This is a genomic window from Pseudomonas sp. AC355, from assembly GCF_979258205.1.
This window is the reverse complement of record NZ_OZ409843.1, coordinates 3,099,375-3,119,385: the sequence shown is the minus strand read 5'-3', so window position 1 is coordinate 3,119,385 and position 20,011 is coordinate 3,099,375. Positions and strand designations below refer to the sequence as shown.

Annotated in this window: 18 protein-coding genes and 1 pseudogene; 8 read left to right on the top strand and 11 right to left on the bottom strand. The window is 61.8% G+C overall.

Going from position 1 to position 20,011, the window contains the following annotated elements; genetic code table 11:
- Positions 1–61 precede the first annotated feature (61 nt).
- The 4 genes from ACZ0AI_RS14760 to gcvH all read left to right on the top strand — a co-directional run bounded on the left by ACZ0AI_RS14760 (position 62) and on the right by gcvH (position 4,586).
- Positions 62–1,063 (top strand): extracellular solute-binding protein, encoded by a 1,002-nt coding sequence (locus ACZ0AI_RS14760; RefSeq protein ID WP_463562511.1) that lies wholly within the window; start codon positions 62–64, stop codon positions 1,061–1,063.
- A gap of 108 nt (positions 1,064–1,171) precedes the next feature.
- Positions 1,172–2,788: an ABC transporter permease gene (locus ACZ0AI_RS14755; protein WP_463562510.1), complete on the top strand. Its 1,617-nt coding sequence runs from the start codon at positions 1,172–1,174 to the stop codon at positions 2,786–2,788.
- A gap of 207 nt (positions 2,789–2,995) precedes the next feature.
- Positions 2,996–4,090, top strand: a complete 1,095-nt coding sequence (gene gcvT / locus ACZ0AI_RS14750) for a glycine cleavage system aminomethyltransferase GcvT (protein WP_463562509.1) — start codon at positions 2,996–2,998, stop codon at positions 4,088–4,090.
- A gap of 112 nt (positions 4,091–4,202) precedes the next feature.
- Positions 4,203–4,586, top strand: coding sequence for a glycine cleavage system protein GcvH (gene gcvH / locus ACZ0AI_RS14745; protein ID WP_463562508.1), 384 nt, complete (start codon positions 4,203–4,205; stop codon positions 4,584–4,586).
- A 192-nt stretch (positions 4,587–4,778) separates the two neighbouring features.
- On the opposite strand, the gene ACZ0AI_RS14740 is transcribed toward gcvH, so the two are convergent.
- From ACZ0AI_RS14740 to ACZ0AI_RS14705, 8 genes and pseudogenes are all read right to left on the bottom strand, one after another.
- On the bottom strand, positions 4,779–5,081 hold the full coding sequence (locus tag ACZ0AI_RS14740) for a DUF2388 domain-containing protein (protein WP_463562507.1): 303 nt from the start codon (positions 5,079–5,081) through the stop codon (positions 4,779–4,781).
- Between the two features lie 115 nt (positions 5,082–5,196).
- Entirely contained in the window at positions 5,197–5,649 is a 453-nt protein-coding gene (locus ACZ0AI_RS14735; RefSeq protein WP_463562506.1) for an NfeD family protein, read from the bottom strand.
- A 3-nt stretch (positions 5,650–5,652) separates the two neighbouring features.
- Complete coding sequence (locus ACZ0AI_RS14730) at positions 5,653–6,576, bottom strand: SPFH domain-containing protein (RefSeq protein WP_463562505.1); 924 nt, start codon at positions 6,574–6,576, stop codon at positions 5,653–5,655.
- 76 nt (positions 6,577–6,652) lie between these two features.
- The gene (locus tag ACZ0AI_RS14725; protein WP_463565944.1) at positions 6,653–7,366 is read right to left on the bottom strand and encodes a methyl-accepting chemotaxis protein; all 714 of its coding nucleotides are present in this window, start codon (positions 7,364–7,366) and stop codon (positions 6,653–6,655) included.
- 144 nt (positions 7,367–7,510) lie between these two features.
- Positions 7,511–7,729: pseudogene (locus ACZ0AI_RS14720) on the bottom strand (HAMP domain-containing protein); the annotation flags it as partial.
- A gap of 579 nt (positions 7,730–8,308) precedes the next feature.
- On the bottom strand, positions 8,309–10,093 hold the full coding sequence (gene tfpB, locus ACZ0AI_RS14715) for a type IV pilus assembly ATPase TfpB (RefSeq protein WP_463562504.1): 1,785 nt from the start codon (positions 10,091–10,093) through the stop codon (positions 8,309–8,311).
- A gap of 195 nt (positions 10,094–10,288) precedes the next feature.
- A complete protein-coding gene (locus tag ACZ0AI_RS14710) occupies positions 10,289–11,029 on the bottom strand; it encodes a DUF502 domain-containing protein (RefSeq protein WP_463562503.1) in 741 nt (246 codons plus the stop codon).
- A 67-nt stretch (positions 11,030–11,096) separates the two neighbouring features.
- A complete protein-coding gene (locus ACZ0AI_RS14705; RefSeq protein WP_463562502.1) occupies positions 11,097–12,467 on the bottom strand; it encodes a CYTH domain-containing protein in 1,371 nt (456 codons plus the stop codon).
- Between the two features lie 299 nt (positions 12,468–12,766).
- Here ACZ0AI_RS14705 and ACZ0AI_RS14700 point away from each other — a divergent pair, with 299 nt between their 5' ends.
- From ACZ0AI_RS14700 to argA, 4 genes are all read left to right on the top strand, one after another.
- Positions 12,767–13,447, top strand: a complete 681-nt coding sequence (locus tag ACZ0AI_RS14700; RefSeq protein WP_463562501.1) for a TIGR00153 family protein — start codon at positions 12,767–12,769, stop codon at positions 13,445–13,447.
- Positions 13,448–13,485: 38 nt separating this feature from the next.
- Positions 13,486–14,751 carry an inorganic phosphate transporter gene (locus ACZ0AI_RS14695; RefSeq protein WP_463562500.1) on the top strand — a complete coding sequence of 422 codons (1,266 nt, stop codon included), beginning with the start codon at positions 13,486–13,488 and terminating at the stop codon, positions 14,749–14,751.
- A gap of 80 nt (positions 14,752–14,831) precedes the next feature.
- On the top strand, positions 14,832–15,977 hold the full coding sequence (argE, locus tag ACZ0AI_RS14690) for an acetylornithine deacetylase (RefSeq protein ID WP_463562499.1): 1,146 nt from the start codon (positions 14,832–14,834) through the stop codon (positions 15,975–15,977).
- A gap of 118 nt (positions 15,978–16,095) precedes the next feature.
- Complete coding sequence (gene argA / locus ACZ0AI_RS14685) at positions 16,096–17,394, top strand: amino-acid N-acetyltransferase (RefSeq protein ID WP_463562498.1); 1,299 nt, start codon at positions 16,096–16,098, stop codon at positions 17,392–17,394.
- Positions 17,395–17,452: 58 nt separating this feature from the next.
- Here argA and rmf read toward each other — a convergent pair whose 3' ends face one another.
- The 3 genes from rmf to ACZ0AI_RS14670 form a co-directional block, all read right to left on the bottom strand.
- A complete protein-coding gene (rmf, locus tag ACZ0AI_RS14680) occupies positions 17,453–17,689 on the bottom strand; it encodes a ribosome modulation factor (RefSeq protein ID WP_463562497.1) in 237 nt (78 codons plus the stop codon).
- Positions 17,690–17,821: 132 nt separating this feature from the next.
- The gene (gshA, locus tag ACZ0AI_RS14675) at positions 17,822–19,402 is read right to left on the bottom strand and encodes a glutamate--cysteine ligase (RefSeq protein ID WP_463562496.1); all 1,581 of its coding nucleotides are present in this window, start codon (positions 19,400–19,402) and stop codon (positions 17,822–17,824) included.
- A gap of 217 nt (positions 19,403–19,619) precedes the next feature.
- Positions 19,620–20,009: a PaaI family thioesterase gene (locus tag ACZ0AI_RS14670; protein WP_463562495.1), complete on the bottom strand. Its 390-nt coding sequence runs from the start codon at positions 20,007–20,009 to the stop codon at positions 19,620–19,622.
- Positions 20,010–20,011 lie beyond the last annotated feature (2 nt).

Sequence of the window (20,011 nt, the reverse complement as noted above, 5' to 3'; positions counted from 1 at the left end):
TGTGCGTTGTAGATGCGAGTCACTATCATCCTCGCTCTTCCAACTCCAATAGGTCTCTGTCATGTCGGTACGCCGCGCGCTTCTCGCTGTTTTCACCCTAAGTACGCTTGCCAGCGCTGTGCAGGCTGCCGATGAAGTGGTCGTCTACTCCTCGCGTATCGACGAGTTGATCAAGCCGGTGTTCGATGCCTACACCGCCAAGACCGGGGTTGCGGTGAAGTTCATCACCGACAAGGAAGCGCCGCTGATGGAGCGCATCAAGGCCGAAGGCGAGAACACGCCAGCGGATCTGCTGCTCACCGTGGATGCCGGCAACCTCTGGCAAGCCGAGCAGATGGGTATTCTGCAGCCCATGAAATCCAGCGTCGTCGACGCCAACATTCCTGCTCAGTACCGCGCCAGCAGCGGTGCCTGGACGGGGCTTTCTGTGCGTGCGCGTACCATCGTGTTTTCGCCTGAGCGTGTGAAAGATGGCGAGCTGACCACCTACGAAGCACTGGCCGACAAGAACTGGGAAGGCCGTCTGTGCCTGCGTACCAGCAAGAAGGTCTACAACCAGTCGCTCACCGCCACGCTGATCGAAACCCATGGCGAGGCCAAGACCGAAGCCATCATCAAGGGTTGGGTCAACAACCTGGCCACCGACGTATTCCCGGATGACAACTCGGTAATCAACGCCGTTGCCGCTGGCCAGTGCGACGTGGGCATCGTCAATACCTACTACTTCGGCCGCCTGCACGAGCAGAAGCCCGACCTGAAAGCCAAGCTGTTCTGGCCGAATCAGAGCGATCGTGGAGTGCACGTCAACCTGTCCGGTGTAGGCCTGACCAAGAACGCGCCGAATCCCGAAGCCGCTCAGAAGCTGGTCGAGTGGATGACCAGTGCCGAGGCGCAAAATATCTTTGCCGACGCCAATAAGGAGTTTCCGGCCAATCCAAAGGTCAAGCCATCTGCCGAAGTCGCCTCTTGGGGTGAGTTCAAGGCCGACAGCATCGCCGTGGAAGTGGCAGGTAAGCGCCAGGCCGAAGCCATCCGCCTGATGGATCGCGCTGGCTGGAACTGATCACTGACTGCTGTGCCTGAACGAGCCAGTAAACCGCTCGTCAGGCGCTGGTAATTCGATGCCCCGGCCCGTCCGGGGCATCGTGCTTTGCGCTTTCTAGGAGTTTGCGTGGCTCATCCCGCCCAGCGCCGCTGGTATCCCATCGCCTTTGCCGTGGCCCTGTTGGTGCTCATGCCCCTGCTGGTTCTGCTGGCCAGCTGGCACGAGGTGGATCGGCAGATCTGGTCGCACCTGTGGCAGACGCAACTGCCACGGCTGATCGGCAACACCCTGACCCTGGTGCTTGGCGTGGGCGTTGGCGTAACGGTGCTGGGCGTGAGCCTGGCCTGGCTGACCAGCCTTTGCGAATTCCCCGGGCGGCGCTGGCTGGACTGGGCGCTGATGCTGCCATTCGCCATTCCCGCGTATGTACTGGCGTTCGTGTTCGTCGGCCTGCTGGATTTCTCCGGGCCGGTACAAACCCTGGCGCGTGAATGGTTCGGCAGTGGCGTGCGGTTTCCGCGAGTGCGTTCCACCGGCGGGGTGATCATCGTTCTGGTGCTGGTGTTCTACCCCTACGTTTACCTGCTCGCGCGCAATGCATTCCTGGCCCAGGGCCGGGGGCTGATGGAGGCGGCACGCACCCTCGGTCATTCGCCTTGGCAAGCTTTCTGGCGGGTCGCCCTGCCCGTGGCACGACCCGCCATTGGTGCCGGGCTGGCGCTGGCGCTGATGGAGACCCTGGCCGACTTCGGCGCCGTGTCGGTCTTCAATTTCGATACCTTCACCACGGCCATCTACAAGACCTGGTACGGCTTCTATAGTCTGGGCAGCGCCGCGCAGCTGGCTTGCCTGCTGCTGTTCGCGGTGATGCTGGTGCTTTACGGCGAGCGTCGCGCACGTGGTGCGGTGCGGCCTTGCGCCGAGCGAGCGCGTAGCGGGGCGCTGTACCATCTTCGTGGATGGCGCGCGTTCGCAGCCAGTGGCGGGTGCCTGCTGGTGTTCGCCTGCGGGTTCGTCATCCCGGTGCTGCAACTGCTGGTGTGGTTCTGGCAGCGCGGGCGCTTCGATCTGGATGAGCGTTACCTGGCGCTGATCCTGCACACCCTGTATCTGGGCGTAATGGCGGCACTGATCACGGTGTCTGTGGCGTTGCTGCTGGCGTTCGCCCGGCGTCTGGCACCTACGCGGCTGATGGGCGCCACCGTCGGTCTGGCCAACCTCGGCTATGCGCTACCTGGTTCGATGCTGGCCGTGGCGATCATGCTGGCCTTCAGCGGCCTGGACAACGGGGTGGTCATCCCGCTGTCGACATGGCTGGGTGGCGCCGGCAGAGCCCTGCTGCTCGGCAGCCTTGGCGCGTTGTTGCTGGCTTATCTGATCCGCTTTCTGGCAGTGGCCTACGGGCCGCTGGAAAACAGCCTGGCGCGGATTCGCCCTTCGCTACCTCAAGCATCGCGCAGCTTGGGCGTCGGCGGTGTGCCGCTGTTTTTGCGTGTGTATCTGCCACTGCTGATGCCCGGCGCTTTGGCCGCGGCGCTGCTGGTGTTCGTCGATGTGCTCAAGGAAATGCCCGCCACGCTGTTGATGCGCCCGTTCGGCTGGGACACCCTGGCCGTACGCATCTTCGAAATGACCAGTGAAGGTGAGTGGGCGCGGGCCGCATTGCCGGCGCTGACGCTGGTGCTGGTGGGCCTGCTACCGGTGATTCTGCTCATCCGCCGCTCTGCCCGGCGATTCGGATAAACGGTCTCCAGGCAGGCGCAGAGCCGCTCCATGGCCCGCCTGGCGGGCTTTGTTACAAGGCTTGCCAATGTCCAAGATGACCGGCCCCGACCATGCGGCTACAATGCGCGCCATTCGCTGCGGCCCGTCATGCAGCCATTTCCAAAATCATCTGGAATGGCCCGATCAGTGCGCGCCACGGCCTTGCAACGCCCGGAAGGAGATCCCATGGGACAGCGCACACCTCTTTACGACCTGCACCTCGCGCTCGGCGCGAAGATGGTCGACTTCGGCGGCTGGGACATGCCGCTGCACTATGGCTCGCAGGTCGAGGAGCACCACCAGGTGCGTCGTGACTGCGGGGTTTTCGACGTCTCGCACATGACCGTCGTCGATGTGCTGGGGGGCGAAGCCCAAGTCTACCTGCAGCACCTGCTGGCCAACGATGTGGCGCGTCTGCAAGCGCCGGGCAAGGCGCTGTACAGCGCCATGCTCAACGAAGAAGGCGGCGTGATCGATGACCTGATCGTCTATCTGCTCGAGGCCTCGAGTGCGCCGACCTACCGGTTGGTAGTCAATGCCGCGACCCGCGACAAGGATCTGGCCTGGATGCGTGCGCAGAGCACCGACTTCGCTGTCGAACTGCGCGAGCGCAGCGATCTGGCGATGTTCGCCATCCAGGGGCCCAAGGCACGCCCCAAGACCAGCGAGCTGGTGAGCCAGGCCCGTGCCAGCCTGATCCACGAGCTCAAGCCGTTCCAGGGGTTGCCCGATGGTGAATGGTTCATCGCGCGTACCGGCTACACCGGTGAAGATGGTCTGGAAATCATGTTGCCGGCTGGCGAAGCGGTGACCTTTTTCAATGACCTGGTCGGCGCGGGTATTTCACCGATCGGCCTGGGTGCACGCGATACGTTGCGCCTGGAAGCCGGCATGAATCTCTACGGCCAGGACATGGACGAGCAGGTTTCCCCGCTGGCCGCCAACCTGGCCTGGACGTTGGCCTGGGAGCCAGCCGAGCGCGCTTTCATCGGCCGTGATGCGTTATTGCGTCAGTATCAGGATGGCTCGCACTCGCGTCTGGTTGGTGTGGTGCTAGAAGAGCGTGGCGTGCTGCGAGCTCAGCAGGTGGTGCGGGTCGATGGCGTGGGCGAAGGTGAAATCACCAGCGGCAGCTTTTCGCCCACACTGGGCAAGTCCATCGCCCTGGCTCGTGTGCCGGCCAAGACAGGGGATCGCGCCGAGGTGGAAATCCGCGGCAAGTGGTACCCGCTACGCGTTGTGCAGCCGAATTTCGTACGCCACGGTAAAGTGTTGATCTGATACGGTCGACTCGTTACGGTCGCTGCATGCGAGCGGCTGGATGCAACCTGTGCGCACCTGCTAAATTTCCCTGACGGCGCGGTCGCCGTCCTGTCTGATGAGGAACGACAACATGAGCTCTATCCCCGCCGATCTGCGTTACGCCACCAGCCACGAGTGGGCGCGACTGGAGGCCGACGGCAGCGTAACCGTGGGCATCTCCGATCATGCTCAGGAAGCTCTGGGCGATGTGGTGTTCATCGAATTGCCGGAAGTCGGCAAGGTGCTGGAAGCTGGCCAGGACGCTGGTGTGGTGGAATCGGTGAAGGCCGCATCCGACATTTATTCGCCGGTCGGTGGTGAAGTGATCGCGATCAACGAGGCACTCGCTGACAGCCCGGAAAGCGTCAACAACGATCCGTACGGCAGCTGGTTCTTCAAACTGCAGCCTAGCGACGCCGCGCAACTGGAGAAGCTGCTCGACAGCGCTGGTTATGAGGCGAGCATCGACGGCTGAGTCTTCGAGGCTGTATAGAAAAAGCCGGCTATCCAGGCTGTGTGAAAACTACTGCGCTCGGTCATGCGGCGTTAAAAACCGGCTCAAAATGCTCATTTACAACTCGTAAACTGCGCTTTTTCGCCGGTTTTTGCCTTGCCTGACCTTCGCTCGCTACGTTTTCACACGGCCTGTTTCGAGCCGGCTTTTTTATCACTGCTGGGCAGTGAGGATCGCGGTAGCCAGCTCCAGGTCGCTGGCTTGCAGATCAGGATGATCCGCACGGATTTTCTGCAGTGCGGCTTCCAGGTATGGCCCGCGGATCTCGCCATTACTTGCGACATAACTGCTGGCGTCATCCTGCGCAGGGATGATCATCTTGTTGTCCTTGAACGTCAGGTAGGTCGACGCAGTGGTCGCACCCGACGAGAGGATATCGCGCAGGTTGGCGGAGAATGCCTGGGAGGATGCGGCCAAGAACAGGCCGGCGAACAACAACGAACTTAAACGGCGCATAGCAGTAACTCCTGTTGATTTTCCTATTGCTTAGGAGTGTGCAGCGCTGCGACTGGTTCCACCGTATTCTCGGATAGCGGTCTGCATGCAGTGCTGGTATCGCGAGTGAGTCGTTTCAGGTGTCTGCCGCACGAACCTTCAGCAAGACACCGTCCTGGCCAATCACTTCTATCAGGGTGCCGGCCGGCATGTCCGGGCCAACCACCAGCCACAGTGAGTCTCCTGCCTTGATCTTGCCGCGCCCCCCAGCGATAGCTTCATGCAGCACGAAGCGTCGTCCCTGTAGTTCCTGCCCGCGGCGGTTCAGGCCCGGCTGCTCGGAGGTTTGACCAGAACTGCGCTGGCGCCGCCACCAGAACACTGCCGTCAGCACGGACAGGCTGCCGAACAGGATGAATTGCAGCGCCCATGGCGTGTCGGGGATCACGTAGGTCAATACACCGATACTGGCCGCGGCGATGCCTATCCACAGCAAGTAACCGCCCGCACCGAACACCTCGAGAATCAGCAGCACGGTGCCGAGTGCCAGCCAGTCCCAGAACGTCAGGTTCTGCAGATAAGCCAGCATGACTCAGGCCTTCTTGTCGGAAAATGTAGCTTTGACGATCTCGCCAATACCACCGATCGAGCCGATCATCTGGCTGGCTTCCAGTGGCATCAGGATAACCTTGCTGTTGTTGGCGCTGGCCAGTTTACCGAGGGCGTCGATGTACTTCTGGGCAACGAAGTAATTGACCGCCTGCACATTACCCTCGGCAATTGCCACCGAGACCACGCGCGTCGCCTCGGCCTCTGCAGCGGCAGCCCGTTCACGCGCTTCTGCCTCGAGAAACGCCGCCTGGCGCTCGCCCTCTGCCTCGAGGATCTGCGCTTGTTTCTTGCCTTCCGCAGTGAGGATGGCGGCGGCACGCAGGCCTTCAGCCTCGAGAATTTGCGCACGTTTGATGCGTTCGGCTTTCATCTGGCCGGACATCGCCGCCATCAAGTCGGCAGGCGGGCTGATGTCCTTGATCTCGATCCGGGTGATCTTGATGCCCCAGGGCGCGGTAGCCTCGTCAACGGTTCTCAGCAACTTCTCGTTGATGCCGTCACGCTGGCTGAGCATGGCGTCCAGCTCCATGGAACCGAGCACGGTACGGATGTTGGTCTGCAGCAGGTTGCGAATGGCGTGTTCGAGGTTGTTCACCTCGTAGGCGGCCTGGGCTGAATTGATCACCTGAAAGAAGCACACCGCATCGATCTGCACGGTGGCGTTGTCCGCTGTGATGACTTCCTGAGGCGGAATGTCGAGCACGCTTTCCATTACATTGAGTTTGCGGCCGACGCGATCCATCACCGGCACGATGATATTCAGGCCGGGTTTGAGTGTGGTGGTGTAGCGTCCAAAGCGCTCGACTGTCCATTCCGACCCTTGCGGGACGACCTTGAAGCCCATGAAGACAATGGCGAATGCCAAGCCAACGAAGAGGAAGACGACTGCAGTACCGATTTCCATAAAAAGAAGATCCCTGTTGAATGTCTATTCGAATGGGCTGCAAGCGTACTGGAGATTGCGTTGCAATGATGCGGACTTAGAGTTCGAAACGTTTCACCGAGGCCTGCACCGCTTCGGCCGAGTTATTCATGTGCACCAACATGGTGGCCAGATCCTGCATGGCCAGATTGTTATGTTGGGCCACCTCACTGATCATCTCCACACGTTTGGCGACTTCGTTGCTAGCCTTGGATTGTTCGCTGATGGTGTGGGAAATCTCATCGACCATCTGCGCCGAGCGCTGCACGCCCTGGCGAATATCGCTGATCGAGGTGTTGGCCTGCTGCGCCATGCCGACGCCGTCGTTCACCCGGCTGACACCCGAATCCATGCTCTTGACGGCCTGCGCGGTGGATTCGCGAATGCGATGGATCATCCCGGTAATTTCCTGGGTCGACTGCGCGGTACGCGCTGCCAGGCTGCGCACTTCGTCGGCCACCACGGCAAAGCCCCGCCCGGCCTCACCGGCACGTGCCGCCTCGATGGCAGCATTGAGTGCGAGCAGGTTGGTCTGCTCGGCGATGCCTCGGATCACCTGGATGATCGAGTTGATTTCCTCGGATGACTGGCCCAGTGCGGTAATGGTCTGTGAGGACTGATTGACCGCATCGGCAATGTGATTCATGCCCTCTACCACGCCGAGAATGACCTGCCCGCCACTGTTGGTCAGGTGCTCCGACTGTTCGGAAATGTCGCGGGCGCTGCGTGCGTGTTCGGCGATCTGCGCGATATTACCGATCATCTGCTCCATGGCGGCGGCCATGCTGGTCGCGCTGTCGGCTTGCTCGCTGGCGCCTCTGGCCACCGAGCTGGAGGTTCGACTGATGTTCTGGGACGTCTTGCGCAGCTCTTCACTCTCGCTACGAATCGTCTCGATCATCTTGCGCAGGCTGATCTGCATATCCGCCAGGGCCTGTTGCAGTTGGCCGGCTTCGTCATTGCTATCGACGCTGATGGTCGTGCTCAGGTTGCCCTGGGCCATGGTACGCGCAGCGTGGATGACCTTCGCCAAGGGCTGCAGTACCGAATGCAGCAGGCGCCGGGTAATCCACAGGATCAGTAGGCACGCCAGACCCAGGCCGATCCATTGCCACCATGATGCCTTGCGCACCATGGCCTCGCTGTCCGTTCGGGTCTGTGCCACGCTGGCTTCTATCAGCGCGCTGACGGTTTCATTGCGCTCTTCCAGCTCGCTGAAGCTGCGCGAGAACTCGAGCATCAGCGTTCGTGCTGTTGTGGGATCAACGAGGGCTTGCTCGACGATGCGGGTCGCTGACTGGATGTAGTTTTCCAGCGCCGGGCCGAGCTCATCGATGGCCTTGCGAGTGTTGGCAGCCAGCGGCAGCTTGCTGTTTTCTGCCATGGCCTGACGAAAGCGATCGCTGTGTTCTTTCAGGTCATCGCGCACCTGAGTGGCCGCAGCGCTGTCACCGGGTACGGTGAGGAATGCTCCCAGCACATCGGCGCGCAAGGCGTCGTGCATCATGTCGCCGTCCATGTGATTGCGCAGTGCGTTGGCATTCACTTCGTTGGCGGCCAGGGCATTTCCCAGCAGTGCCTGGCCCCAGAGGCCGATGCCTCCCACCAGAAGTGTGGCAATGATGCTGACAGCCCCGCAGGCAAGCATCTTCTGGCGGATATTCATGGCGCCGCTCCTGGCTGAATCGGGCCCGGTGAGCCCGTTTAGCTGAGATTAACGCTGCTCGCTTTGCGGTGTCACGCGCAACACTTCCTCGATGGTGGTCTGGCCTGCGGCGATCTTCTGCGCGCCGGACAGGCGAAGGCTGCGCATACCGTCCTTGAAGGCCTGGCGGCGCAGTGGGGTGAGGTCAGTGTCAGAGCTGATCAATGGCTTGAGGCTGTCGTTCAGCACCATGATTTCATACACCCCAGCGCGTCCGCGGTAACCGGTTTCCCGACACTCCACGCAGCCCACGGCGCGGTGCGCGCCGGTTGGCAGCGGTGCGTTCCAGGGCCGGGTCAACTCCTGCCAGTCTGCTTCTTCGAGCTCGAGAGGCGCCTTGCAGTGTGGGCACAGCGTACGTACCAGACGCTGGGCCATGACGCCGAGCAAGGTGGCCTTGAGCAGGTAGTGCGGCACGCCCAGTTCGAGCAGGCGCGTGATGGCGCTTGGCGCGTCGTTGGTGTGCAAGGTCGACAGCACCAGATGGCCGGTCAGTGCTGCCTGGATGGCCATCTCGGCGGTTTCCAGGTCGCGGATCTCGCCGACCATGATGATGTCCGGGTCCTGGCGCATCAGCGCGCGTACGCCGCTGGCGAAGGTCAGGTCGATGTTGTGTTGCACCTGCATCTGGTTGAAGGCGCCCTCGATCATCTCGATGGGGTCTTCGATGGTGCACACGTTCACCTCGTCGGTCGCCAGCTGTTTGAGTGTGGTGTACAGCGTGGTGGTCTTGCCCGAGCCGGTGGGGCCGGTAACCAGAATGATGCCGTTGGGCTGGCGGGTCATGCTCTCCCAACGTTTGAGGTCGTCCGGGCTGAAGCCCAACTGGTCGAAGCCGCGCAGCAGCACGTCCGGGTCGAAGATCCGCATCACCATCTTCTCGCCGAAGGCGGTCGGCAGGGTCGACAGGCGCAGCTCGACCTCGTTACCGGCGGGCGTTTTGGTTTTCACCCGGCCGTCCTGGGGCTTGCGCTTTTCGGCGACGTTCATCCGCCCCAGCGTCTTCAGACGGCTGACGATAGCCATGGTGACCTGGGCCGGGAACTGGTAGACGGTGTGCAGCACGCCGTCGATGCGAAAGCGCACGCTGCCTTGTTCCCGTCGCGGCTCGATGTGGATGTCACTGGCGCGCTGCTGGAAAGCGTACTGGAACAGCCAGTCGACGATGTTCACCACGTGGGCGTCGTTGGCGTCCGGCTCCTGATCCTGAGCGCCGAGGTTGAGCAGTTGCTCGAAGTTGCCGACGTTGCTGATCTTCGCATCGCTGTTCGTTGCGCCGCTGACCGAGCGGGCCAGGCGATAGAACTCCACGGTGAAACGTTGGATGTCCGCCGGGTTGGCTACCACACGCTTGATCGAGCGCTTCAGTACGTGGGTGAGGTTGGCTTCCCAACCGTGCATGAAGGGCTGGGCGCTGGCGATGGTCACCGATTCGGCGTTCACCGCGACGGCCAGGATCTTGTGCCGCTGGGCGAAGGCGTAGGACATCAGCGGCGTGACCGCTGCGGCGTCGATCTTCAGTGGGTCGATACGCAGATAAGGCTGGCCCGCAAGCTCTGCCAACCACAGGGTCAGACCTTCCAGATCGTGCTTGCGTCCCGGTCTCGACAGATCGTCGAGTTGCTGAGCAGCCATAAACTCCAGCGGATGCAGGTCGTTATTGGCACCACTACGGCGGATCGCCAGGCATTGCTCGGCATTCTCCTGGGAGACCCGCCCTTGGGCAACCAGCTCGCGCAACAGCTCGTTGAGATCCAGCAGGCGGTCGGGGGCGGAAGGCGAGAGGCTGGACATGCGGGCTCCTGGATATCCGTTGAGTGGGGTGCTCCGTGCGGGGTGCCAGCATGCCTGATTGTCGTGGTGCTGACTAAGCGCCTGTTCAAGGTTTGCTGCTGTCGGCCCCGCACGGTGAAACACATCTAGCAGGCTACTGGTTGTCTCGCGCGGCCCGAAGTGGGTCAGGCTATCGAGCAGGCCCTGCGGGTCGTGTCATACCCTCGGCGCGGGTGGCTGCTCGTTGTTGAGGGGCAACTGCTCTTGCGAGGGGGGGCGATCTTCTGTTCTGTCCTTGGCGCTGTCGTCTTCTAGGCCCTGTACGGGAAGCGCTGGCGGTGGCGTCAGTCCCATGGACACGTAAATGCTGGTCAGTGCGTCGACGCCCATATTGGCTGATTTCACCCACTCAACCGGTACATACAGTAAGCCGCCGCCGATGGGGATCGGCGCGGTGGGCACCAGAATCGCGAAGTGCGGGCGGCCTTCCAGTATCACCGGTTGCGAGCTGGGTTGCAGCGCTAGAACCGCTACGCCATCACCGCCGAAGAAGCACCACACGGGGCGCATACTGGTGATGTCGGTGTTCTTCTTGTCCAGCAGGCCGACGAAGCGGTCGGCCAGGTTGTAGAAATTGCCGATCAGTGGTGTACGGCGCAAGGTCACGTCGATCAGCCAGCCGAGGGGGCGGCGTAAGCCCAGTTTTACCGCCAGTCCCAGTGGATAGAGACTGATCAGCAACACCAGGCTGCCGAGCAGGTAGGCCAGAAAGGGGTTGCTGGCGAACGGTGTACCGAGGGCGGCGAATAGCCTGCCGATGGCGGTGGACGGGCCGATCAGGTTGTTCAGGAGGCTGACGATCCAGGCCAACACTACCATGGTCAGCGCCAGTGGCAGCAAGGCCAGCAGGCCGGTGAGCCAGGTTGCGATGATGGATTTCAGGCTGAGTTTGAACATCGAGGGAGAATCCTGTCGTCGAAGCGAGGCAGGTAGGGGGCTACCTGCCTGTTTTTGTCACCCGCTATCAGCCGTTTTTCAGCAGCGTTTTCCAGGGTTTCAGACTCATGATGATCTGGGTCTGAGTCATGCGCGGCTCCAACTCTTCTTGACTCAGCGGACGCTTGGCCAGTTCAGCCAGTTTGTTCAGCTCACCAAACAGTCGGTCGGTCTCGGCAACCTCGAGCACGCCACGTGCCAGATGCAGCCAAAGCAACAGGCGCTCAAGACGTGGCAGTTGCTCGGCGAGATCCTCAGGCTGCTGTTGGTAGCGCTTGAGCTGCAGATCACGGCCTTCTTCAGCGATGAAGGTCGGCAACCAGCTTTGCAGGGCGGCAGCGCCCTGGCGGTCACCACGCTTGTTGCGCGAGGCCGTCCAGGCACGGCTCAGCAACCAGCGCGAGGCGTTCAGCGAGAACAGGCCCCAGCGGGTTTGTGCCAGTTCGGCAGTGAATTGTGCAGGCGCATCCTGGCGTGCCGCGTCGTCCTCCTGGCCGGCGAGCACTCGTGGGCGCCAGTCTTCCAGAAGCGCGTCGAGCAGTTTGCGCAGCTCGCTGCTGCTTGCACGCGGTGCCGCTTGGCCGAGGCTGCCGAGCAGGGCACGCAGGTCGATCAGGCACTGCTGCCACTCAACCAGCAGGCGCCAGTGGCCGTTGTGACGATACTGCTCGGCGAGGCGCTGGCTGCTGCCGAGCAGGAACCAGCCGATGGCGGCGACGCTGTCGTCCAGACTCTGCTCGGACGGCAGTTCCGGTGTAGGGAAGTGCAGGTTGTAGCTACCTTCGTCGAACAGCCGGTAACCACGCTCGGCCTTGCTGATGTCACAGGGCATCAATGGCAGGTCGGCGGCCAGTTCGGCGGCCAGCTCCAGCAGTGCTTCGGGTTCACCCTGGCGCAGCTCGAGTTCCAGCTCGCAGATTTCTTCCTGTTGCTTGCCAGCGACCACCTTGCCCAGATCCAGAGCGGCCTCGATGATCACTCGGGCCTTGCCGCGGCCCCAGGCGATCTCCGTGCGTTGGCGAACGAAATCAGTAGTGAAGAGCGGCTTCAGTTGTTTTTTGTCCAGCTCCGTCAGGCTGGCTGGCCAGCAGCTGTCGTCGAGTTTTTTCAGATCCAGCTTGGCCTTGGCCAGATTCCAGTCCCACTCGTTACGCTCGGACAACCCGGCCACGCTCTGGCCACGGCTCTTCAGGGTCTGGATTACCTGATCGCCATCCTTGCGAATGCGCAGGGCGACCTTGGCGCCAGCGAGGTCACGCGCTTCGGTGTCAAAGTATTGGTTGAACAGCTCGCTTGTCTCCCAGCCAGCCTTGCTGCGTTTCTTCAGCAGTGGGTGGGTTTGCAGGGCAGCCAGGGTTTCGCGACTGGCGCGCAGTTTGATTTCGGTTTCTTTATTCATTGCGAGGGCTCGGTGAAACGGCGACGGCGGCGGGGGTTGCACGGTGCTGGACGCTGCCCGGCACGTTAGGGCGTACAGGGTAGTGGAAAAGCGCGGCGGATGCAGGTCGGCGAACGGTACTGGCTGTCGATAACGGCTTGGCTAAGCTATGCATGGTTATAGTTTCGCTGATATTTCCCCGGTGTTCGCTGAAAATCCGTGAGGAAATGCGACATTGTGACGGAACGATGACACGTGCTGGCTTGCCTCGGATGTCATCCGTATACTTGCCGCCTCTTTGACAGACAGGGGTCACCCCCATGCCAAGCAATCCGTTCATCAGCAGCCTTTTTGGCCGCTCGCCGATCGGGCCGATGCAGCAGCATATCGCCAAGGCTCATGAGTGCGCCGCCAATCTGGTGCCATTCTTCGAGGCGGTAATGGCCGAAGACTGGGCGCGCGTCGAGCAGGTGCAGCAAGAGATGGTTCGCCTCGAGAACGAAGCGGACAAACTCAAGAAGAATGTGCGCATGCACCTGCCCAAGAGCTTGTTCCTGCCCGTGCCACGTTCCGATCTGCTGGAGTTGCTCAGCACTCAGGACAAAGTGGCCAACCGTGCCAAGGACATTGCCGGGCTGATGCTGGGCCGCTCCATGACCATTCCCGTCGACCTGCAACCGCTGATGCTGGCGTACGTGCGTCGTTGCGTGGATGCCAGCGCCCAGGCGCTGAAGGCAATGAAGGAGCTGGATTCGCTGCTCGAGGCCGGTTTCGCCGGTCGTGAGGCCACCCTGGTCGAGCGCATGGTCGAGGAGCTCGAAGAAATCGAGCGCGAGACCGACCGCCAGCAGATCGAGGTGCGCCGCACCTTGTTCAAACTGGAAAAGGATCTTCCCGCAGTCGATGTGATGTTCCTCTATCGGATCATCGACTGGGTCGGAGACATTGCCGATCGCGCCGAGCGCGTGGGCAACCGGCTGGAACAACTGCTGGCGCGCTAAGCCGCCAGCATCCTTTCTGGGTTTACAGGTAAATCTCTATGTCTCTTGTCGCGGACTACGGTTTCGTACTCCTCGTGATGGCCTGCTGCTTTGGTTTGTTCATGGCGTGGGGTGTCGGTGCTAATGATGTGTCCAATGCCATGGGCACTTCGGTGGGTGCGAAGGCACTGACCATCAAGCAGGCGATTCTCATCGCCATGGTCTTCGAATTCTGCGGTGCCTACCTGGCTGGTGGCCAGGTGACCGAAACCATCAAGAACGGCATCGTCGATGCATCGGTGATTCCCGCCGACATGTTCGTGCTGGGCATGATGGCGTCGTTGTTGTCGGCCGGTACCTGGTTGCTGATCGCCTCGTTGCGCGGCTGGCCGGTGTCAACCACGCACTCGATCGTTGGTGCGATTATCGGTTTCGCTTCGGTCAGCGTGTCGGTCGATGCAGTGAATTGGGGCGGCCTGGTACCCATTGTGTCGAGCTGGGTGGTCACCCCGTTCATTTCCGGGTTGCTCGCTTTCGGCCTGTTCATGAGCGTTCAGTGGTTGATCTTCGATACCGAAGACCCGTTCCGCAATGCCAAGCGTTGGGTACCGGTGTACATGTTCCTGACCGGCTTCATGCTGGCGCTGATGACCTTCACCAAAGGCCTCAAGCACGTTGGTCTGAACTTCACCACTGGCCAGAGCATTCTGCTGTCAGCCGGTGTCGGTCTGCTGGTAGCCGGTCTGGGCATTCTGCTGTTGCGCCGCATCAAGCTGGATCCGGAAGCCGATAAGGATTTTCACTTCGCCAGCGTCGAGAAAGTCTTCGCGGTGCTGATGATCTTCACTGCCTGCTCCATGGCCTTCGCCCATGGTGCCAGTGACGTTTCCAACGCAGTCGGCCCGCTGGCTGCGGTGGTCGGTGTGATCGAAGCCGGTGGCGACATGGTCATCGGTGGCCAGTCGTCGGTGCCAGGCTGGGTGCTGCTGATGGGGGCCGTGGGTATCGTCATCGGTCTGGCCACCTATGGCTGGAAGGTGATCGCCACTATTGGCAAGAAGATCACCGAGCTGACTCCAAGCCGTGGCTTCGCTGCCGAACTGGCCACTGCCGCCACCGTAGTCTCCGCTTCCGGTATTGGCTTGCCGATCTCCACCACGCACACGCTGGTCGGTGCGGTCCTGGGTATCGGCATGGCCCGTGGCATCGGTGCATTGAATTTGGCCGTGGTTGGTAAAATCTTCACCTCGTGGGTTGTAACGCTTCCTATCGGTGCTGCGCTGGCGATCATTTATCTGGAAATCTTCATGCTGATCTTCCTGTAAGGGAGCAGCAATTCCCCATTGGCGGTTCTCGCGGGCGTTGCTTCTCTTTATGATGAAGCGACCGACCCGAGAGAGCCGCCATGTCATTTACCCTCAAGGATCGTTTCGCGGCGCTGATTGCCGCGCCATCGGTCAGTTGCACGCAGCCTGCGCTGGATCAATCGAACCTTCAGGTCATCGATCTGCTGGCCAACTGGCTGAGCGACCTGGGCTTCGCCTGCGAGAAGCAGCAGGTCGAGCCAGGCAAATTCAATCTGATCGCGACCTTGGGTAGCGGGCCTGGTGGTCTGGTGCTGGCCGGGCACAGCGACACCGTTCCCTTCGACGAAGCCTTGTGGCAAAGCGACCCGCTCAAGCTGACCGACACGGGTGATCGTTGGGTAGGCCTGGGCGTGTGTGACATGAAGGGCTTCTTCGCGCTGATCATCGAGGCCGTTCAGGGGCTGCTCGACCAGCCGTTCAAGCAGCCGCTGATCATCCTCGCCACTTGCGATGAAGAGAGTTCGATGTCGGGCGCGCGGGCCCTGGCCGAAGCCGGGCGGCCGCTTGGCCGCGCTGCGGTGATCGGTGAGCCGACCGGGCTCAAACCGATCCGCCTGCATAAGGGTGTGATGATGGAGCGCATCGACATCCTCGGGCAGAGCGGGCACTCCTCCAATCCGGCGCTGGGCCATAGCGCGCTGGATGCCATGCACGACGTCATGGGTGAGCTGATGCAACTGCGCCGCCAATGGCAGCAGGAGTACCGCAACCCGCAATTCAGCGTACCGCAACCGACCCTCAACTTCGGTTGCATCCATGGCGGCGACAACCCCAATCGAATTTGTGGTCAATGCTCACTGGAGTTCGATCTGCGCCCGTTACCGGGCATGCAGCCGGAAGCGCTGCGCGCGGCGATTCGCCAGAAGCTGCAGCCCCTGGCCGAGCAGCATCAGGTGAGCATCGACTTCGCACCGTTGTTCCCCAGCGTGCCGCCTTTCGAGCAGGTCGCCGACGCCGAGCTGGTGCGCCTTGCCGAGCGCTTGACCGGGCATACTGCAGCGGCGGTAGCCTTTGGTACCGAAGCCCCGTATTTTCAGCAGCTTGGTTGCGAGACGCTGATACTTGGCCCCGGTGATATCGACTGCGCGCACCAGCCCGGTGAGTATCTGGATACTGACCGCCTGGTGCCGACGGTGCAGTTGCTGCGCCAACTGATCCAGCACTATTGCCTGACCCCGAACTGATACGAGGAGCGTCCCCCTGATGCCGTTGCGACGACGATAACGCACCGAGTACGCCAGCGAAGCGTCTTGCTTCGCGCCCATTGATGCTTCCTTCGTTTTCACAAGGGTTCCGCTGCACATGCACGACTACGTCAACTGGCTTCGCCACGCTTCGCCCTATATCAACGCTCACCGTGACTGCACCTTCGTGGTCATGCTGCCGGGCGAAGGGGTCGCTCATCCGAATTTCGGCAATATCGTCCACGATCTGGTGCTGCTGCACAGTCTCGGTGTGCGTCTGGTGCTGGTGCACGGCTCGCGCCCGCAGATCGAGGCACGCCTGACCAGTCGTGGGCTGACACCGGTTTACCACCGCGACCTGCGCGTGACCGACAGCCCGACCCTGGAGTGTGTGATCGATGCGGTCGGCCAACTACGCATCGCTATCGAAGCACGTCTGTCCATGGATATCGCCGCCTCGCCGATGCAGGGCTCGCGCCTGCGGGTGAGCAGCGGTAACTACGTCACCGCGCGGCCCATCGGCGTGCTGGATGGCGTCGACTATCACCACACCGGCGAGGTGCGGCGTATCGACCGCAAGGGCATCAACCGTCAGCTCGACGAGCGCAATATCGTGCTGCTGTCGCCGCTGGGGTATTCGCCAACTGGCGAAATATTCAACCTGGCCTGCGAGGACGTGGCCATGCGCGCGGCCATCGATCTGGCTGCCGACAAGCTGATCCTGTTCAGCAGCCAGCAGGGCCTGCTCGACGACGACGGCAAGCTGATCCGTGAACTACGCCCGCAACAGGTTCCAGCCCATGTTTCGCGCCTGGGTAGCGACTATCAGGGGGAGCTGCTGGATGCCGCAGCCCAGGCCTGCCGCAGCGGCGTCAAGCGCAGCCATATCGTTAGCTACACCGGCGACGGCTCGCTGCTGACGGAGTTGTTCACCCGCGATGGGGGCGGCACCCTGGTCGACCCCGAGCAGTTCGAATCGCTGCGCGAGGCGAATATCGGGGACGTTGGCGGCCTGATCGAGCTGATCAGCCCACTGGAAGAGCAGGGCATTCTGGTGCGCCGCTCCCGGGAAGTGCTTGAGCGCGAGATCGGCCAATTCAGCATCGTCGAACGCGACGGCATGATCATCGCTTGCGCCGCGCTCTACCCAATCGCCGACTCGACCTGTGGTGAGCTTGCGTGCCTGGCGGTCAATCCCGAGTACCGCCACGGCGGGCGCGGCGACGAACTGCTCGAACGCATCGAGGAGCGGGCCAAGGCCAAAGGTATCAACACCCTGTTCGTGCTCACCACCCGCACGGCGCACTGGTTCCGCGAGCGCGGTTTCGAGCCAAGCAGCGTCGAGCGCATGCCGGCGGCGCGCGCTTCGCTGTACAACTTCCAACGTAATTCGAAGATCTTCGAGAAAGCGCTTTAGGGCGGGCTATCCATGGTTCCTGCAAGTCGTAGGAGCCATGGCAGCTTTGGGGTTCGAGTCAGGCGCGTTTTTTGGTGAAAGAGGGATTGGGTGCGGCGCGGTTGATCTTCTCTGCGCTGAGTCGGCGTTGGCCCTCTCCGTCGACCCAGCCGGCTTCCCAGGCGGCAGCGGGGACGCTGTCAGCGAAGGGCTGTGCGTCTGAGGAGTGGCCTGCCAGGCCAGCCATGTAGCCTTGTTGGTAGGCCTTGGTAAGGCTCTCCAGGCTCCAGTGCTGGTCTTTTTCGCTGTGGGTCATGAGATGGGTTCGCATTGAGTGCCTGCAATCAATGCTAGCCAAATCCATCCGATAGAAACGGGCCGCTGGTCTCGGATTTATGACCGTTGGCTTTTTTTGTGACGGGGTTGGCGTGAGCGGCCCGTCAGTTCCTCATACCGCCAGCGCCAGAATGCTGGCCTGATAGGCAGCTGCGAAGCTGTCGAAGTTACCATCCTCATGCACCTCCAGCTCAGCCTGCTCTTGCAGCGAACGTTGCGCCGCCTGCTCGAATTCGGCCTGTTGCTCGGCGCTCAGCGGCTGTGCGCGGAAGTGTTCGGCGTGACGTTTGCTCTGGCGCAGGGAGAAGGCCGAAAAGCTTTCACCTTTCTGCAGTTCTGCCAGCACCTGTGCCGATGGCGTCAGGCTAGCGTCATCGATTTTCGCGCGCTGCGCCTGCAGGGCGCTGGCGTGGGCTTCGCCACCCTGGCTGCTGTCGAGCAGCCGGGTGATCGCTTCGATACCGTCGAGCAGCTCATGAGCCCAGCTCTGCAGCACCACCGGCCCGCCTTGGCGATGCAGGTGCAGGCCGGGACGGCGACCTTCCTTGACCACCTTGAGGAAGTTGTCGGAGCAGTTGCCGCACTCGCCATTGCTCAACTGCGGGCTCTCTTGGAGGGCGCAAAACAGCAGGAAAGCGTCGAGGAAACGCGATTCGGCGAGGTCGATGCCCAACGGCAGGAACGGGTTGATGTCCAGGCAGCGAGCTTCCACGTATTGAACGCCGCGGGCCATGAGTGCCTGGATCGGTCGCTCGCCGCTGTAGGTCACCCGCTTCGGGCGGATGTTGGAGTAGTACTCGTTTTCGATCTGCAGAATATTGGTGTTGAGCTGCAGCCAGTCACCGTCCTTCTTGGTGCCGATATCGACGTAGGGCGGGTAGGGCGTGCCGACCGCCTGGCGCAGGCTGTCGGTGTAGCTGGCCAGGTCGTTGTAACAGGGCGTCAGCCCGGCCTGGGCCTCGCTCTGATAACCCAGGTCGCTCATGCGCAGGCTGGTGGCGTAGGGCAGGTACAGCGTGTCGGCGTCGAGTTCCTGCAACTGGTGGGCACGGCCACGCATGAAGTTCTTGTCCAGTGCCGGTGACGCGCCAAACAGGTACATCAACAGCCAGCTGTAGCGGCGGAAGTTGCGGATCAGCGCGATGTAGCGCGACGACTGATAGTCGCGGGCACTGCGCGTGTCGCCCTCGGCCTCCTGTAGCACAGCCCACAACTGCTCCGGTAGGGAGAAGTTGTAGTGAATGCCAGCGATACACTGCATGGTTTTGCCGTAACGCAAGGCCAGCCCTTTGCGGTAGACGTACTTGAGCTGGCCGATATGGGAGTGGCCATAGCGGGCGATCGGAATGGTCTCTTCGTCCGGCAGCGGGCCGGGCATCGACGGGCTCCACAGGTATTCGCCGTCGAGTTTGCTGTAGACGAAACGGTGGATGAGGTCGAGCTCGTCCAGCGTGTCGCTCGGGTCGACGGCGGTCGAGGTGATGAACTCGAGCAGCGACTCGGAGTAATCCGTAGTGATCTGTGCGTTGGTGAGCGCCGAGCCGAGGGCGACCGGATGTTCGCTCAGCGCCAGCTCGCCTTCACTATCGACGCGCAGGCACTCGCGCTCGATGCCGTGCAGGCACTGGGAAAGCAGGGAAAGGTTGGCGTGCTCACCGAGCAGTGCCAGACGGCGGGAGAACAGGTCGCTCAAGATTGCATTCCTTCACGCAGCGGTCGCCCCAATATGGGGGTGGATTCTGCACTCTACAAGGGGCGGATTGCTGACGTTGGTCGTCTGGCGAAATAGAGTGTGCATTCTAACGCTGCAAGGCGCTCTGGCGAAGGGCTACTGCCCGGCGTGGGGTTCGGGCCGACCTGCCGGTTCTGCAGGCTGTTGGCAGGCAGAGCCAGCTTTAACGGCGGCTCACTTACAGGCAGGCGAAGGTGGCCTGAGCCTTGGCGACCAGCTTGTCGTGCTGATGCACCTCTGCCTCGATCACCTGGGTGCGGCGCCCCGCGTGCACCACCCAGGCGCGGCAGCTCAGCTCACCCTCGGTAACCCCACGGATGTAGTTGACCTTGCACTCCAGAGTGACGCTGGTCGGCTCGCCGTCACTGAGACTGTGGCTGGCCTGGCCCATGGCGGTGTCGATCAGTGAGAAAAGAGCGCCACCGTGCAGCTTGCCGTGCAGGTTGCGCAGGCCGTCGTGCATGCTCAGCTTGATCACCGCTTCGCCGGCTTGGGCTTTGACGATCTGCAGGCCAAGCAGGCGCCCGAAGGCGCTGCTCTTGCCGATTTCTTCCAAGGATTCGTTCACGG

What these genes read in the sequence shown, in the direction of transcription:
- ACZ0AI_RS14760 (WP_463562511.1), top strand. Translation starts at nt 62, where the DNA reads ATGTCGGTACGCCGCGCGCTTCTCGCTGTTTTCACCCTAAGTACGCTT.
- ACZ0AI_RS14705 (WP_463562502.1), bottom strand. Translation starts at nt 12,467, where the DNA reads ATGAATAAAGAAACCGAAATCAAACTGCGCGCCAGTCGCGAAACCCTG.
- ACZ0AI_RS14725 (WP_463565944.1), bottom strand. Translation starts at nt 7,366, where the DNA reads ATGGAGCAGATGATCGGTAATATCGCGCAGATCGCCGAACACGCACGC.
- gcvH (WP_463562508.1), top strand. Translation starts at nt 4,203, where the DNA reads ATGAGCTCTATCCCCGCCGATCTGCGTTACGCCACCAGCCACGAGTGG.
- gcvT (WP_463562509.1), top strand. Translation starts at nt 2,996, where the DNA reads ATGGGACAGCGCACACCTCTTTACGACCTGCACCTCGCGCTCGGCGCG.
- ACZ0AI_RS14730 (WP_463562505.1), bottom strand. Translation starts at nt 6,576, where the DNA reads ATGGAAATCGGTACTGCAGTCGTCTTCCTCTTCGTTGGCTTGGCATTC.
- rmf (WP_463562497.1), bottom strand. Translation starts at nt 17,689, where the DNA reads ATGACCCACAGCGAAAAAGACCAGCACTGGAGCCTGGAGAGCCTTACC.
- ACZ0AI_RS14740 (WP_463562507.1), bottom strand. Translation starts at nt 5,081, where the DNA reads ATGCGCCGTTTAAGTTCGTTGTTGTTCGCCGGCCTGTTCTTGGCCGCA.
- ACZ0AI_RS14700 (WP_463562501.1), top strand. Translation starts at nt 12,767, where the DNA reads ATGCCAAGCAATCCGTTCATCAGCAGCCTTTTTGGCCGCTCGCCGATC.
- ACZ0AI_RS14735 (WP_463562506.1), bottom strand. Translation starts at nt 5,649, where the DNA reads ATGCTGGCTTATCTGCAGAACCTGACGTTCTGGGACTGGCTGGCACTC.
- ACZ0AI_RS14710 (WP_463562503.1), bottom strand. Translation starts at nt 11,029, where the DNA reads ATGTTCAAACTCAGCCTGAAATCCATCATCGCAACCTGGCTCACCGGC.
- tfpB (WP_463562504.1), bottom strand. Translation starts at nt 10,093, where the DNA reads ATGTCCAGCCTCTCGCCTTCCGCCCCCGACCGCCTGCTGGATCTCAAC.
- argE (WP_463562499.1), top strand. Translation starts at nt 14,832, where the DNA reads ATGTCATTTACCCTCAAGGATCGTTTCGCGGCGCTGATTGCCGCGCCA.
- ACZ0AI_RS14695 (WP_463562500.1), top strand. Translation starts at nt 13,486, where the DNA reads ATGTCTCTTGTCGCGGACTACGGTTTCGTACTCCTCGTGATGGCCTGC.
- argA (WP_463562498.1), top strand. Translation starts at nt 16,096, where the DNA reads ATGCACGACTACGTCAACTGGCTTCGCCACGCTTCGCCCTATATCAAC.